The sequence below is a fragment of the Pedobacter sp. TM02 genome, assembly GCF_059705275.1.
Genome location: NZ_AP046530.1, coordinates 999,650 through 1,013,669 on the forward strand (window position 1 = coordinate 999,650; position 14,020 = coordinate 1,013,669).

Below are 14,020 nucleotides of genomic sequence, written 5' to 3' on the forward strand. Positions count from 1 at the left end.
ACATGATGAATAAATTGAAATCGATGCTTGCCCTTGGTGCAGCAGTAACTGTTTTGGCTGCTTGTAGCAAAGACAAAAACGAACCGATCGTCGTTCCGCCACCATCAGACGGAAGTACGTTAACCCTGAATGGCTTAATCGGGGCAGAAGCCGGAAGCAGTGCCGGTAACAGTGTTTATGTAGATTTTAGCGCCAATAAACAAACTGCTGTCGACAGAGACAGCTGGGATTTGGGCTTTTATTCGGGCGCAGATTTTAAGGTGATTTTAAACGCAACCAATGGATCTTCAGTGATCAAAGTTGAAAAAACCGATTTGAATGCCGTTACTGTGGCCGATTTCGATCCGAATAACCTCAAAGTTGGTCAAGGAGGTGGTACTTTTGCTTTGATCGACGACCCCAGGGAAGCCAATATCCTGAATAAAACAGCTATTGGGGTAGTAGCAGCTGCCGATGCCGATAATAAGGTTTACATCGTGAACAGAAAAGGTGGTGCCAACAATGTATTGGCTACAACAGATTTGTTCAAAATCAGAATCCTGAGAAAAGGATCGGGCTACACTTTACAATATGCCAAAATTGGCGATGCTACCTTCAAAACCTTGGACGTTGCTAAAAATACAGTCGCTAATTTCCAATTCGCTTCGTTGATTAAAGGCACAGTCGTGAGCGTTGAACCAGAAAAAGCAAGCTGGGATATTGTTTGGGGCTATAGCATGTACTACACCGCTACTTTCCCTTATGCCTTCTCTGATTTGGTATTCGTTAATAACCTAGGTGGAGTTACGGCAGCCGCGGTTGCCACCAGCACCAAAAGCTATGCCGCCTTTGGCGAAGCCGATGTGGCCGGTATTACGTTTTCTAATGCCCGAGACATTATTGGTGCTACCTGGAGAAATACCACCGGAACAGCGATTGGCGTAAAAACGGATATTTTCTATGTGGTTAAAGACGGTGCAGGCAACGTTTACAAACTGAAGTTCAACAGCTTCATTTCTAATGACGGTGGCGAGCGTGGTAAGCCGGTTATCGAATACAAATTGGTGAAAAAAGGATAGATATTTAGTCCTCGATAAATACTTAGTTAATAGTTTATTGTTTTGTTTAGAAGTTGGCTTTCGGTTTCCGGAGGCCTTCTTCTTTTATGCCTAATCAGATTTAATTTGGAAAAAATGCAACAGCCGATTGCCAAATTTCGCCATCATTTATTATCTTAAATCCATAATCTATAACTACTTATGAAACGAAGAACTTTTATTCATACCGGCTCCTTGTTTTTGGCAAGCACCGGCCTGGCAAACCTGTTGCCATTGAACGCTTTTTCGATGGGGCAAGGCAAAGCCGATAAGATCCGCATTGGTGTAATTGGCATTAACGGTATGGGCTGGTCAAATTTAACCGCCTTGCTTAAAGACCCCAGGGCGCAATGTGTCGCGCTTTGCGATGTAGATCAAAATGTGCTCGATAAAAGAGTTGCCGAACTGGCTAAGAACAACATCACTGTAAGCACCAGCAACGATTATCAAAAAATACTCGAAAACAAGCATGTTGATGCTGTCGTAATCGGTACGCCAGACCACTGGCATTGCAAAATCATGGTCGATGCACTTGCCGCTGGTAAAGATGTTTACGTAGAAAAGCCTGCAGGCAATTCTATAGCCGAATGCAATGAAATGGTAGCCGCGCAGCAACGCTACAACAAAGTAGTGCAAGTTGGACAATGGCAACGCAGCCAAAAGCATTTTGCCGATGCCATAGCCTATGTACATTCGGGCAAGCTTGGCAATGTGCGTTTGGTTAAAGCCTGGGCCTATCAAGGCTGGATGAAAGCCATACCCGTGGCCAGCGATACTGCGGTTCCAACAGGAGTTGATTACAACAAATGGCTCGGACCGGCAACCATGCGACCCTTTAACCCCAATCGTTTTCACTTCAATTTCAGGTGGTTTTGGGATTATGCAGGGGGCCTAATGACCGATTGGGGCGTACACATGATTGATTATGCGCTGATGGGCATGAAAGCGACAACACCCAAAAGCATTGTGGCCACCGGCGGAAAATTTGCCTATCCCGACGATGCTTCTGAAACCCCGGATACACTGACTGCTATTTACGAATTTAATGGATTCAATTTGCAATGGGAACAGGCTACAGGCATTGATGGCGGACCCTATGGCAGAACCCATGGTGTAGCATTTATCGGCAACAACGGTACCTTGGTACTTAATCGCCAGGGTTGGGAAGTTATTCCGGAGAAAGATGGCGGTAAAGACAAAATAGAAGCCGTTCCTTTGCAAAAATCGGTAGACAATGGCTTGCAATTGCACACGCAGAACTTTTTGGATGTGATACAATCCCGAAAACTGGAGGATTTAAAAGCCCCGATACAGGCTGGCGCGCACGTGGCCAACATCTGCCAAATGGGCAATATTGCTTATCGTACCGGTAAGAAAATATATTGGGATGCTTCAAAAGGCAAATTTACAGATAGCACGGCAAACAAATATTTGGCCGCACAATACCACAATGGTTATAAAATGCCGAAGGTATAGCTCCCAAACCAGTGACTAATGAACTAGTTATTTAAACTTGTTGAATTTACCAAACACGCCCAATGGCAACTTAATGCCAGAAGTAGCTTGCAGGTAAAGTTCTCCGGTTTCGAGGTTTTGCACTTTTGGAAAAGAGGTTTTGATCAGGTTTTCTACAATCACCGAAGAAAATCCCAAAGAATAGGTATTTAGAATCAGAAAGTGTTCTTCTTCATCCAGCAGTTGCACTACGTCTTGCATCATTTCCTGGATATGGTCTTCCAGTTTCCATTTCTCGCCGTTTGGACCATGGCCATAAGCTGGTGGATCTAAGATAATGCCGTTGTATTTTTTGCCGCGTTTCAGTTCGCGCTTTACAAATTTCAAGGCATCTTCTACCACCCAACGGATATCTTTGAGTTGCGAAAGCTCTTGGTTTTCGTTGGCCCAGTTGACTACCTGCTTGATCGAATCTACGTGGGTGGTATCGGCTCCGGCGGCTTTGGCAACCAATGAGGCCGCACCGGTATAGGCAAACAGGTTCAATACTTTGGGCGAAGGAGTTTTGAATTTTTTGATCGAAGAAGAAATGTAATCCCAATTTACGGCCTGCTCTGGGAAAACCCCAACATGTTTAAAAGAGGTAAGCCCCAGACGCAGGTTGATGCTGATTTCGTCGTTTTTGTAATTGACGTTCCAGCGATCTGGAATATTACGATCATTTTTGAGCCATTCGCCGGTAGTAGCCGAGCGCCCTTTAAAATTGATATGCGTCTTTTTTTTCCACTCTTGTGGCGATAAAACTTTTTTCCAAACCGCTTGTGGCTCCGGACGCGAAAGCACGAGGTTGCCAAAGCGTTCCAGTTTTTCGAAGTCGCCACAGTCTAATAGCTCATAGTCTTTCCAGTGGGTTGGGGTCAGCAGCTTGATCATTATAGGTGTTGAAATGTTGTAAAGTTATAAGGTTACAATTAACCTGTAAACCGAAAATGGTGTACGGTTAACTAAAGCTTGTCTTTGGCCGCCTTCATAAACCGGCTGGCAAAAACAAAGTCGTTAAGTTCTTGGATGTCTGTTTTGGCAATCTCCTTGTTTGAGCCTTCCCAGAATTTTTTTCCTTCGTGCAAAAAGATGATGTAATCGCCAATGCCCATTACCGAGTTCATATCGTGGGTTACCACAATGGTGGTGGTATTGTACTCTTCGGTAATTTCCTTGATCAATTCATCAATAACGATCGAAGTTTTGGGATCGAGGCCCGAATTGGGTTCGTCGCAAAAAAGATATTTCGGGTTCATGGCAATGGCGCGTGCAATGCCCACCCGTTTTTTCATCCCGCCCGAAAGTTCGGCTGGATAAAGTGCGTTTTTGCCTTCCAGGTTTACCCTTTCCAAACAAAAGTTAACGCGGTCTAATTTCTCGCTTCTGGCCTGATCGGTAAACATATTTAAAGGAAACATGATGTTTTCTTCAACCGTCATCGAATCGAATAGGGCCGAACCCTGAAACAGCATGCCGATTTCTTTCCTGATCTCGATGCGTTCTTCAAAATTAAGCTGGGTAAATTCCCTGCCGTCGTAATACACATGGCCTTGTTCTGGGTGGTGCAGGCCAATCATACACTTGAGCAGTGTAGTTTTGCCCGAACCAGAGCCGCCAATGATCAGATTGGTAACCCCTTCCTGAAATTTGCCCGAAATTCCCTTCAGCACCTCGTTGTCGCCAAAAGATTTATGGATGTCCTTGATCTCGATCATAATAATAGTTGGGTTACAATATAATCACAAGCCAAAATACTGATACAGCTGATTACAACTGCTCTTGTACTGGCCTGGGCTACTTCGAGCGCGCCGCCTTTTACGTAAAAGCCTTCGTAGGCCGGTACTGAAGTAATGATGAAACCAAAAACAAAGGCCTTAACCAAGGCTACGGTAATGGTATAAGGATTAAAATCGGTGGTAATGCCTTGCATATATTCTGCAGCGGTAACCGCTCCAGAAAGTGTGCCGCCAATGTAGCCGCCGGTGATGCTCAAAAACATAGAAATGATCACCAAAACAGGCACCATGGTAATGCCAGCCAATATTTTTGGCAAAATCAAATACCCCGGTGCGTTGATGCCCATAATTTCGAGTGCATCGATCTGCTCGGTTACACGCATGGTGCCTATTTCTGAGGAGATGGCAGAACCGATTTTACCAGCCAATACAATGGCACTAATGGTTGGACTGAGTTCCAAGATACTCGAATCGCGGTTAACCGAACCAATAATGGTTTTTGGAATCAGATCGCTTACCAACTGGAAGGCGATTTGCAGGGTCATTACCGCACCAATAAATGTAGAAATAATGCTGATTAGCCCCAGAGAGCCCCTGCCAATAAAATCCATTTCCTGGAAAATAGCCTTGAGGTAGATTTTCATCTTTTCAGGCCTTCTGAACGCTGCCTTGAGCAACAGGATATACTTGCCAAAATTGGTGAAGTTCATTGAATAAATGTAGCTCTAGTGTAAATACAATATTATACAAAGAAACAACAAAAAATGTTCTGCACTGATGTATTTATTAAAAAATATTATTGTTTATCAATATTAATCCTCTTTTTTGTCCTAAAAACATATCCCAGCAGATGAATGCAATTGTGACGGGGGCTACCAAAGGAATTGGCAGAGCCATAGCCCTTAAACTGGCCGACGAAGGCTATAATTTGGCCATTTGCGCCAGAACAACGAGCGATCTGGAAACGCTGCGCGAGCAGTTAAGCACCAAAGGCGTTAAAGTATTGGCCATCCCTACCGATTGCAGCCTTAAAGCCGAAGTAATGGCATTTGCGCAACAGGCAAGCGAAACATTTGGAACAATTGAAGTGCTGGTTAACAATGCCGGAACTTTTTTACCGGGCAGCTTGCTGGACGAAATCGACGAGGCTTTCGAACTGCAGCAGCAACTCAACCTCAACTGCGCCTACTACCTGTCTAAATTTGTCGGAAAAATGATGCGCGAGCAGAAGTGCGGACATATTTTTAACATCTGCTCGGTGGCCAGCACACAACCCGTAGAAAATGCGGGCAGCTACAGTGTAACAAAAGCGGCCATGCTTAGTCTTAATCATGTATTGCGGAAAGAATTAGCTCAATACCATGTAAAAGTAACGGCAGTTTTGCCAGGTTCTACATTAACAGCCTCTTGGGAAGGTACCACAATCAATCCAGAAAGCTTTGTACAACCCGAAGATATTGCCAGCTCCATCAGCAGCATTTTAAAGCTGAGCACCGGGGTAAACGTTGATGAGCTGATTTTGAAGCCACTGAATTTTAACCATAAATAAAAAGCATCATGGAAAAGAGATTGTACAGAAACGAGCATAACAAGGTTATTGCAGGCGTTTCGTCGGGGTTGGCAGATTATATGCAGGTAGACATCACCATTATTAGGTTATTGTTTGTGCTTTCTACCATTTTTTTAGCCGGAACAGGCCTATTGGTTTATATCATCATGTGGATTGTGGTTCCGGTAAACAATGATCCGGTAGCTCGCTACAATAAATTCAACGAATTTTATCAAAAAAACCAAGATAATGCCATGTTCAATTCGCCAAATGCCTTTAACAATCCATCAAATGCCGGTGAGCAGACTAAATGGAATACGCCTAATGCAGGCCCAGAGTTTAACAGTCCCTTCGACCAAAATAATTTTAAGCAGTTCTCTAAAAGCAACGATACAGGCCGTACCATTGGGGGATTGATCCTCCTGATTTTAGGTTTATACTTTCTGTTAAGGCAGTTTGATGTCATTCCGCAGTGGTTCAACATCTTTAAAATCTATAAACTGTGGCCTTTGGCAATTGTGGCGGTAGGTATTAGCCTGATCTTCAGAAACCAGAGAAGAACCGAGTGGGATAATTTTAAAAAGACCACTGAAGAAGCCCAACGCAATGCCGAGGCAAAGCCACCGGTTCAGGATGATGCCACTGGCGCAGACAAAAAAGAGCCTGAACAGCCTGGGGCATAACTAGATCAATGAAATAATCAACTATTTACGGCGGTTCGTTTGTTTAATACAAACTAAAGTGCCACCGACCACTTAAAACCTAAAGAAGATGAAATTTGATAAAGTAATATGGGGCGTACTGCTATTGTTTATTGGTGGTGTGCTTTTGCTCGACAATTTTAATGTAATTGAATTCTACTGGCGCAACGTTTGGAACTTTTGGCCAATATTCTTGATCATATTGGGCGTAAACATTCTCTTTAACCGCAACAATTCGCAAACCGGAAGCATCATTTCATTGGGCATTTTAATTATTGCGCTCTGCTTTTTGTTTGTAAAAGGACAGGAAAGACCAACGCATGGCTTTTGGTGGAACCATTCGAGAAATGGTGTAGACATCGATATCAACGATGATAACGACAACGATAGCGACTACAGCAAGCTTCATTTTTCAGAACCGCTCATTAGTGCCGATACAGCCAAGAAAACCATATTGAACATTTCCGGAGGTGGGACCTCATTTGAGCTTAAAGGAGAAACCGATAGCTTGTTTACAGCCGACGTAAAAAGAAGGTTTGGCAATTTTTCTCTAACCAAAACTACCTCAGACAGTGTAAATACCCTGATTTTTAAAACCCACGACAAGAGCAAAAAGCAAAGATGGTCTATTGGCGATGGGGGCAACAGCGTAAACCTCTATTTGAATACGGCTCCGGTTTGGCAAATGGATATGAACATGGGTGCCGGCGAAATCGATTTTGATTTGAGCAAATACAAAGTGCGTACCTTGAACTTTGATGGAGGCGCAGCCGAGCTGAAAATCAAATTGGGCGATTTGTTGCCAATTACGGATGTGAACGTTAAAACCGGCGTAGCCGATGTAAAAGTCCGTATTCCACAAGGATCGGGTTGCCGCATCAGAACCAAAACCGGTTTGTCGTCGAGAGATTTCACGGGCTTTACCAAAATCAGTGATGGTGTTTACGAAACGCCCAACTACCAATCGTCGACCAAAAAAATATTCATCAATTTTGATGGTGGCCTGAGCAGTTTCGAAGTAGACAGGTATTAACGGCCTTGTAGCTTGCCAAAGGGATTGAGTATATTTGTGGTTCGCAACTTACTTAAATGCAATATACCGTAGTCATCAATGGCAGGCCCACTGGTCCTTATAGCTTAGAACAACTTAAAGAATTGGCCATCCAACCAGGCACCTTTATCAGAAAGCCCGGCATGGACGATTATAAGGAAGCTCACGAGTTTGCAGAACTCCGTGAGCTTTTAGGGTTTAGCTACCAGCGTACCGCGCCACAGTATTTCGCTTCTTTCGATCAGCGTTTAATGGCCTCGGCAATCGATTATTTTATGCTTACCTGCGTGTATGTGCTGGTGGTTTTTGTGTCCTATCTTTTTGTCGAAAACAAGCTTTTTCGCATCGGGAGCCTGCTTTTGTTTGTGCCCATTATTCCGGTGGCCAAGTTTTTTTACAGCAGCATTGCCGAAGCCTCGGCCAGGCAGGCTACCATTGGCAAGCGCCTAATGGACATCAAAGTAACCGACCTGATGGGCAACCGGATCTCGTTTGGCACCTCGTTGGCCAGAAACCTGTTTAAAATATTTTCGGTATTGCCCGCGTTTATAGGCTATCTGTATTGCTTTCTGAACAAGAAGCAACAATGCCTTCACGATACCATGGCCAATACATTGGTTATTAAGCAAAGGTTGTTGTAACAACAGTTGGCATCGAACGGTTTTAACAACCCAAGAATATAACAATAGGTCAATAGAACAATCCAACAGAAAGCCTATCTTTGTACCGCATGCAAAAAGTAGCTCCTATCGATCAATTAGCCGGTGTTTACTGCAACAGTTTAACCCGCTATTCTCGTTTTTTAACCCGTGAAGTGTCTATTGGTAATATTCCTATGGGCGGACTGAACCCGATCCGCATCCAATCCATGACCACAACCGATACCATGGATACCTTGGCTACGGTAGAACAGACCATTCGTATGGTCGAATCGGGTTGCGAATACGTGCGCATTACGGCGCCGAGCATTAAGGAGGCCGAAAACTTGGCCAACATCAAGAAAGAGCTGCGTGCCCGGGGTTATGACGTGCCCTTGGTGGCCGATATCCACTTTACGCCCAATGCAGCCGAATCGGCGGCGCGCATTGTAGAAAAGGTAAGGGTCAATCCCGGCAATTATGCCGATAAGAAACGTTTCGAAAATATAGAATATACCGCCGATGCCTACCAGGCAGAGCTGGAGCGGATCTATAAAAAGTTTTCGCCCTTGGTAAAAATCTGTAAGGAATATGGCACGGCCATGCGCATTGGTACCAATCATGGTTCGCTGTCAGACCGTATCATGAGCCATTATGGCGATACCCCAAGGGGAATGGTCGAATCGGCGATGGAGTTTATCCGCATGTGCGAAGACCTTAACTACTACAACCTGGTTATTTCGATGAAAGCCAGCAATACGCAGGTAATGGTGCAAGCCTATCGTTTATTGGTTGAAACGATGGTAAAAGAAGGAATGAACTATCCTTTGCACCTGGGCGTTACCGAAGCCGGCGATGGCGAAGATGGCCGTATTAAATCGGCTGTGGGCATTGGCACTTTGCTGGCCGATGGCTTGGGCGATACCATCAGGGTTTCCCTCACCGAAGATCCCGAATTTGAAGCGCCCGTAGCCAGGGCATTGGCCAATCGGTTCGAGAAGAGGGGAGAAGGCCTAGAGTCTAAAGACCAAAGTCTAAGGTCGGGCACACCAAACTCTTCTCGCGAAATATTAAATGCCCAAGGCTTAACCTACAGCCCTTTCGAATATGCACGCCGCGTAACTAGCCCCGTTGAACAAATAGGCGGGCACTTTCATCCCGTTGTCATGGTTGATATAACCCAACAGAACCTAAAAGACCCATATTGCTTAGGCCAATTGGGTTATCATTACAGTGCGGGCCTAGACAAATATAATATTTCCGATTTGGCCTGCGATTTGGTTTACTTGGGCGACGAATTGCCTTCTTTTTCCTTCCCTGGTGGCTTAAAACAAGTATATAACTATCCAACCTGGTTGCAGTTAAAAGATAAATACAATTGCCACCCTTTATTTGGTTGGGAAGAATACCTGCAAGCCGAAATCAAAGACAATGCCCTGAACTTGGTGCGTATCGACGCAGCCGATCTTTCGTCGGCCGATCTTTCGCTTTTGCAACCCGCAACCATCATCTTGCTCGAAACCAAGCAAGCGATGGGCATGCAAGAACAACGCACATTTTTTATGGCGTTGCAAGCGCAAAACTGCCAAGTGCCAGTCATTATTAAAAGAACCTATGCCGAGTCGGCAGCCGATCAGCTGATGCTTGATGCCGCCAGCGATATGGGGGCTTTGCTAACCGATGGCTTTGGCGATGGCATCTGGATAGATGCGCCCCAAAACGAACTGAAACTAATCAATTCGGTAAGTTTTGGCATTTTGCAGGCCACACGTACCCGGATTTCTAAAACCGAATACATTTCCTGCCCAAGCTGTGGCCGCACCTTGTTCGACCTGCAGGAAACCACCCAATATATCCGCTCGAAAACCGATCATCTCAAAGGCATTAAAATTGCCATTATGGGCTGTATCGTTAATGGCCCAGGCGAAATGGCTGATGCCGACTATGGCTACGTGGGTACCGGCCCAGGGAAGATTACGCTTTACCGTGGCAAGGAAGTGGTGAAGAAAAACGTAAATACGCCGTCAGCGCTCGATGAACTGATCGAAATTATCAGAGAAGACGGCAATTGGGTAGAAGTTGAAAGCTAAACCAGCAACTAATTTCCCCAAGCTGTAACTACTACTTTTCTGCTACCTCCATGGTTGCGGTGCTCGCAAAGGTAAATGCCTTGCCAGGTGCCCAAGGCTGGCTTGCCATGGCTAATCGGAATTAAAACCGATGCACCCAATAAAGCGGCTTTGAGGTGGGCGGGCATGTCATCGGCACCTTCGTAGTCGTGTTCGTAATCGGGGTCGTTTTCGGGTACAGCCTTGTTAAACCACATTTCAAAATCTGTTCTCACTGTTGGATCGGCATTTTCGTTAATGGTTAACGAAGCAGAAGTGTGCTGCATAAAAACCTGTAGCATGCCTGCCTTTAAATTTCCGATTTCAGGAATGGCCTGTAAAATCTCGTCGGTAATAAGATGAAAGCCTCTTTTGCGGGGCCTTAAACTGAGGGCATGTTGAAACAGCAGCATAAGTCAGTATTTGAAATCTTCCCTAACCGGACTAAAAATATCCAATAGGGTACAATCGGTTAAAGCCTTGCCCCCATGAGGTACACCACCCGGAATAAGTACAAATTTGCCCGTATCTAAAATTTGGGTTTCGTTGCCCACCGTCATTTCGAATTGTCCTTTCAGCACAAAGGCGCATTGATGGTGCGGATGGCTATGTATAGGCGAATCGCTACCAGCTTTGATGTCGATAAAATTGATGGTATTGTGTTCGGTATGGATGAGTTTGGAAAAGAAACCAGGGGTCATTTCCTTGATTTCGATATCGGCAAATTCGCGAAAAATTTCATTCATGGCTTAAAGTTAAGGAAAAAAAATGCCCAAAATCTGTAATATTAATGCGTGCAGCCGATATAAACTTTCGAATAGAGTTTAAATGCCTGTGGATTAATTCGTTTCACGGCAGTTAAGGCACTGTCGGCCCTTTTTGGCTCGGCATACATACCGGTAAACAACGCGATGGTTTTTTGTCGGGCCTTATCCGAGTAGTAATTCAGGTACTCCAGGCTCAGGCTTTCGGAGGGTATCCTTCTGGGGTAATATTCGCCAGCGTAAATTTCGTCCTCACTAGATTTGGGCAACGAAATGAGGTTTTCTTTTTCGTTATAGTAGCGCCCTAGGGTGTCGATTTGCATCCGGAGTGCTTTGGCCAATCTCTTCATTTGTAGGTTCAGTTTCGGATAGCTCAAGCCGGTATCGGCCACAATAATAAAATAGTTGGCATAGTTGAGCGAATCGTCGGCAATGCTATCGGTCAATTCTTTCTTTTCGATTGGCATTCTCGCCAAGGTTTTGGTTGTGTCGGGCGCAGCAGCCTCCGCTACTTTAGGCATTTCCCTACAGGCAGCCAGTAAAAGCACAAATCCTACAATGAAGTGATATCGGCTAATATTCATCAGACCAAGATACGATTTATCGACTGTTTTGTCAGGTTTGTTGGAGACTAATTTAACCCAATCCGTTTAAAAAAGTGAGACATTTCTCGCAAACCTGTAAAAGCTGTGGAGGCAAAGAGTGGCCCGTAAAAGGATGCGAAGCACCATACACGTGGTTAGCTCCTTCAATTTTGATGAGCCTGCTGGCTGGGTTGGCACTGGCCAGTTGCTGTGCGGTTTCGAAAGGCACGTTTACGTCTTCATCGCCTTGCACAATCAGCCAGGGAATGTTGATGTGCTTGGCGGCTTCTACAATATTCAACTTTTCCTTGTTGGCTTCAAAATCTTCGAGCAGGCTCACATTTAAAGGCATCTGTTCTTTGGTGCGGGCATTGATTACGTATATTTTGCCCGCTTTGCGCCATTCTTCCTCCCGCGATTTGCCCCAAAGGCTGCTAAAATCAGCAATTGCGCTCCAGGTGATCAGGGCTTTTACAGCCGGGTTGTTGCTCGCCTGTAAAATGCTCAGGCCACCACCACGGCTATGTCCAATCAGGTAAAGCGACTTGGCCTTTACGTGTTGCAGCGCATAATCGATCACCAGGTCCACATCTGTCATTTCTTTCGAAACCGTATTGGAAGCAAAAGTCTCCAAATCGTTTACGTCGCTGGGTTGCTCGGGCCTTACACCGCTGTGCGAAAGGTTAAACTTGAGGTAACGATAGCCGTTTTGGGCAAAATACCTAGCAACCAGGTTGTGCGCGCCCCAATCTTTAAAGCCTTTAAAGCCGTGTACAAAAATAACCAGTGGTGCATTTGTATGTTTAACGTCATAAGTAAGGTCGCCCCAAATGGTTTTTCCGTTGGCGCCTAGCAATGAAAACTCTTCCTGATGTATCATGATTGCTCAAAAACTAATATTTAACAATAATAACAAATTTAAGAACACTCGGTTTGCTGACGGAAAGTTAATTTAAAACCTTTCTAAATTACCCTAAATTACAGCATAATGACAGATAAGCGGGTTTGCGTTTATTACTTTTGTTGTCGCTAAATTAATAGGCTGTACCCATTTTGGAATATTTAAAGATTATTGCATTTACACATCAGCAGATTGACCTAAAAGCTTTAGGAAAGTTAGTTATATGTGAGCAGACGCTGGATGATAGGTTGAGGAATATCCAATCAGAGCTTGGCATCAAGGAAATATTTTATGTTGGCACCTGTAATCGTGTCGAATTTATATTTACCGCCTCAGCTACGGTAGACAGAGCCTTTATTACGCGTTTTATGCATGTGCTCGACATGGGGCTTCCCGAAGAGTACATGGAGCAGTTCATCAAAAATGTTTCGGTATACGAGCAGGTAGAAGCGTTCAACCATTTGCTCCGTACTTCATGTTCGCTAGAAAGTTTGGTGGTTGGCGAGAAAGAGATCCTGGCTCAGGTACGCAAGGCCTACGAAGCTTGCCGCTTGGCTGGTTTTACCGGCGATTACATGCGCATGATCATGGACCGCGTGGTCAAAACCGCCAAAGAAGTATATACCCATACCAATATTTCCAGAAACCCCGTTTCGGTGGTTTCATTGGCTTACCGCAAATTGCGTGAGCTGAATATGTGCGGCAATGTGCGCTTGCTTATCATAGGTGCCGGCGAAACCAATATGAATATTGCGCAATACCTCAAAAAGCATAAATATTCAAATTTCTCTGTTTTTAACCGGACCATTGAAAAGGCCGAAAACCTGGCCAAAGCCCTCAACGGCACAGCCTATCCGCTTTCGGCATTGGCCGACTACAAAGAAGGTTTTGATGTAATCATTACCTGTACTGGCGCCACAGAGCCTATTCTTACCGAAGAGCTTTACACCAAATTGCTAAATGGCGATACGGCCAAAAAAGTAATCGTTGATTTGGCTGTTCCAAACGATACCGCACCAGAAGTGGTGCAAAACTTTCCTTTGCACTTTATCGAAGTCGAATCGCTCAAGGAAATTGCCCGCAAAAATATCCAAGAGCGCTATGATGAATTGGTTCATGCCGAACATATCATAGACGACAATATCAAAGAGTTCGAATCGGTATTGCGCCAACGCAAAATAGAAATCGCCATGAGCGATGTGCCTAAAAAGATTAAGGAAATTAAGCACACAGCCATGAATGCTATTTTTGCCGACGAGATCAATACCATGGACGATAACTCGAAGGCTGTTTTAGAACGCATCATGGACTACATGGAAAAAAAATGTATCAGCGTTCCCATGGTTATGGCCAAAGAAATTTTGGTTAAAAACAGCTAGGCTTAACTCAGGGTTAATCATTTTCTTAGAATCCCC

At 44.6% G+C, this 14,020-nt stretch carries 15 protein-coding genes; 8 read left to right on the forward strand and 7 right to left on the reverse strand.

Features of this window, described 5'->3' with window-relative positions; genetic code table 11:
• The first annotated feature begins 2 nt into the window (after positions 1-2).
• Together AC6H1S_RS04230 and AC6H1S_RS04235 are read left to right on the forward strand one after the other, a co-directional pair.
• A complete protein-coding gene (locus tag AC6H1S_RS04230; protein WP_497565253.1) occupies positions 3-1,058 on the forward strand; it encodes an HmuY family protein in 1,056 nt (351 codons plus the stop codon).
• Between the two features lie 180 nt (positions 1,059-1,238).
• Positions 1,239-2,552, forward strand: a complete 1,314-nt coding sequence (locus AC6H1S_RS04235; protein WP_497565254.1) for a Gfo/Idh/MocA family protein — start codon at positions 1,239-1,241, stop codon at positions 2,550-2,552.
• Positions 2,553-2,579: 27 nt separating this feature from the next.
• Here the strand turns inward: AC6H1S_RS04235 and AC6H1S_RS04240 are convergent, their stop codons facing one another.
• From AC6H1S_RS04240 to AC6H1S_RS04250, 3 genes are all read right to left on the reverse strand, one after another.
• Positions 2,580-3,464 (reverse strand): RsmD family RNA methyltransferase, encoded by an 885-nt coding sequence (locus AC6H1S_RS04240; RefSeq protein ID WP_497565255.1) that lies wholly within the window; start codon positions 3,462-3,464, stop codon positions 2,580-2,582.
• Between the two features lie 71 nt (positions 3,465-3,535).
• Positions 3,536-4,288: an ABC transporter ATP-binding protein gene (locus AC6H1S_RS04245; RefSeq protein ID WP_199140595.1), complete on the reverse strand. Its 753-nt coding sequence runs from the start codon at positions 4,286-4,288 to the stop codon at positions 3,536-3,538.
• Positions 4,285-5,019 carry an MlaE family ABC transporter permease gene (locus AC6H1S_RS04250; RefSeq protein ID WP_199140594.1) on the reverse strand — a complete coding sequence of 245 codons (735 nt, stop codon included), beginning with the start codon at positions 5,017-5,019 and terminating at the stop codon, positions 4,285-4,287. Before AC6H1S_RS04250 ends, AC6H1S_RS04245 begins: the two co-directional genes overlap by 4 nt.
• 140 nt (positions 5,020-5,159) lie before the next feature.
• Here AC6H1S_RS04250 and AC6H1S_RS04255 point away from each other — a divergent pair, with 140 nt between their 5' ends.
• The 5 genes from AC6H1S_RS04255 (at position 5,160) to ispG (ending at position 10,338) form a co-directional block, all read left to right on the forward strand.
• Positions 5,160-5,858: an SDR family oxidoreductase gene (locus AC6H1S_RS04255; protein ID WP_497565257.1), complete on the forward strand. Its 699-nt coding sequence runs from the start codon at positions 5,160-5,162 to the stop codon at positions 5,856-5,858.
• Between the two features lie 8 nt (positions 5,859-5,866).
• Complete coding sequence (locus AC6H1S_RS04260) at positions 5,867-6,541, forward strand: PspC domain-containing protein (RefSeq protein ID WP_497565258.1); 675 nt, start codon at positions 5,867-5,869, stop codon at positions 6,539-6,541.
• An 88-nt stretch (positions 6,542-6,629) separates the two neighbouring features.
• Complete coding sequence (locus tag AC6H1S_RS04265) at positions 6,630-7,592, forward strand: toast rack family protein (protein WP_199140591.1); 963 nt, start codon at positions 6,630-6,632, stop codon at positions 7,590-7,592.
• Between the two features lie 56 nt (positions 7,593-7,648).
• A complete protein-coding gene (locus AC6H1S_RS04270; RefSeq protein ID WP_199140590.1) occupies positions 7,649-8,251 on the forward strand; it encodes an RDD family protein in 603 nt (200 codons plus the stop codon).
• 89 nt (positions 8,252-8,340) lie between these two features.
• Complete coding sequence (ispG, locus tag AC6H1S_RS04275; RefSeq protein WP_497565260.1) at positions 8,341-10,338, forward strand: (E)-4-hydroxy-3-methylbut-2-enyl-diphosphate synthase; 1,998 nt, start codon at positions 8,341-8,343, stop codon at positions 10,336-10,338.
• An 8-nt stretch (positions 10,339-10,346) separates the two neighbouring features.
• Here the strand turns inward: ispG and AC6H1S_RS04280 are convergent, their stop codons facing one another.
• Genes AC6H1S_RS04280 through AC6H1S_RS04295 form a run of 4 tightly spaced genes read right to left on the reverse strand, consistent with a single transcriptional unit; the run spans position 10,347 to position 12,584 of the window.
• Complete coding sequence (locus tag AC6H1S_RS04280; RefSeq protein ID WP_497565261.1) at positions 10,347-10,769, reverse strand: secondary thiamine-phosphate synthase enzyme YjbQ; 423 nt, start codon at positions 10,767-10,769, stop codon at positions 10,347-10,349.
• Positions 10,770-10,772: 3 nt separating this feature from the next.
• Positions 10,773-11,102, reverse strand: coding sequence for a cupin domain-containing protein (locus tag AC6H1S_RS04285; RefSeq protein WP_199140587.1), 330 nt, complete (start codon positions 11,100-11,102; stop codon positions 10,773-10,775).
• Between the two features lie 41 nt (positions 11,103-11,143).
• Positions 11,144-11,704, reverse strand: coding sequence for a hypothetical protein (locus tag AC6H1S_RS04290; protein ID WP_497565262.1), 561 nt, complete (start codon positions 11,702-11,704; stop codon positions 11,144-11,146).
• A gap of 52 nt (positions 11,705-11,756) precedes the next feature.
• On the reverse strand, positions 11,757-12,584 hold the full coding sequence (locus tag AC6H1S_RS04295; RefSeq protein WP_497565263.1) for an alpha/beta hydrolase family protein: 828 nt from the start codon (positions 12,582-12,584) through the stop codon (positions 11,757-11,759).
• A gap of 173 nt (positions 12,585-12,757) precedes the next feature.
• On the opposite strand from AC6H1S_RS04295, the gene hemA reads away from it, so the two are divergent.
• The gene (gene hemA, locus AC6H1S_RS04300; RefSeq protein ID WP_199140584.1) at positions 12,758-13,984 is read left to right on the forward strand and encodes a glutamyl-tRNA reductase; all 1,227 of its coding nucleotides are present in this window, start codon (positions 12,758-12,760) and stop codon (positions 13,982-13,984) included.
• Positions 13,985-14,020 lie beyond the last annotated feature (36 nt).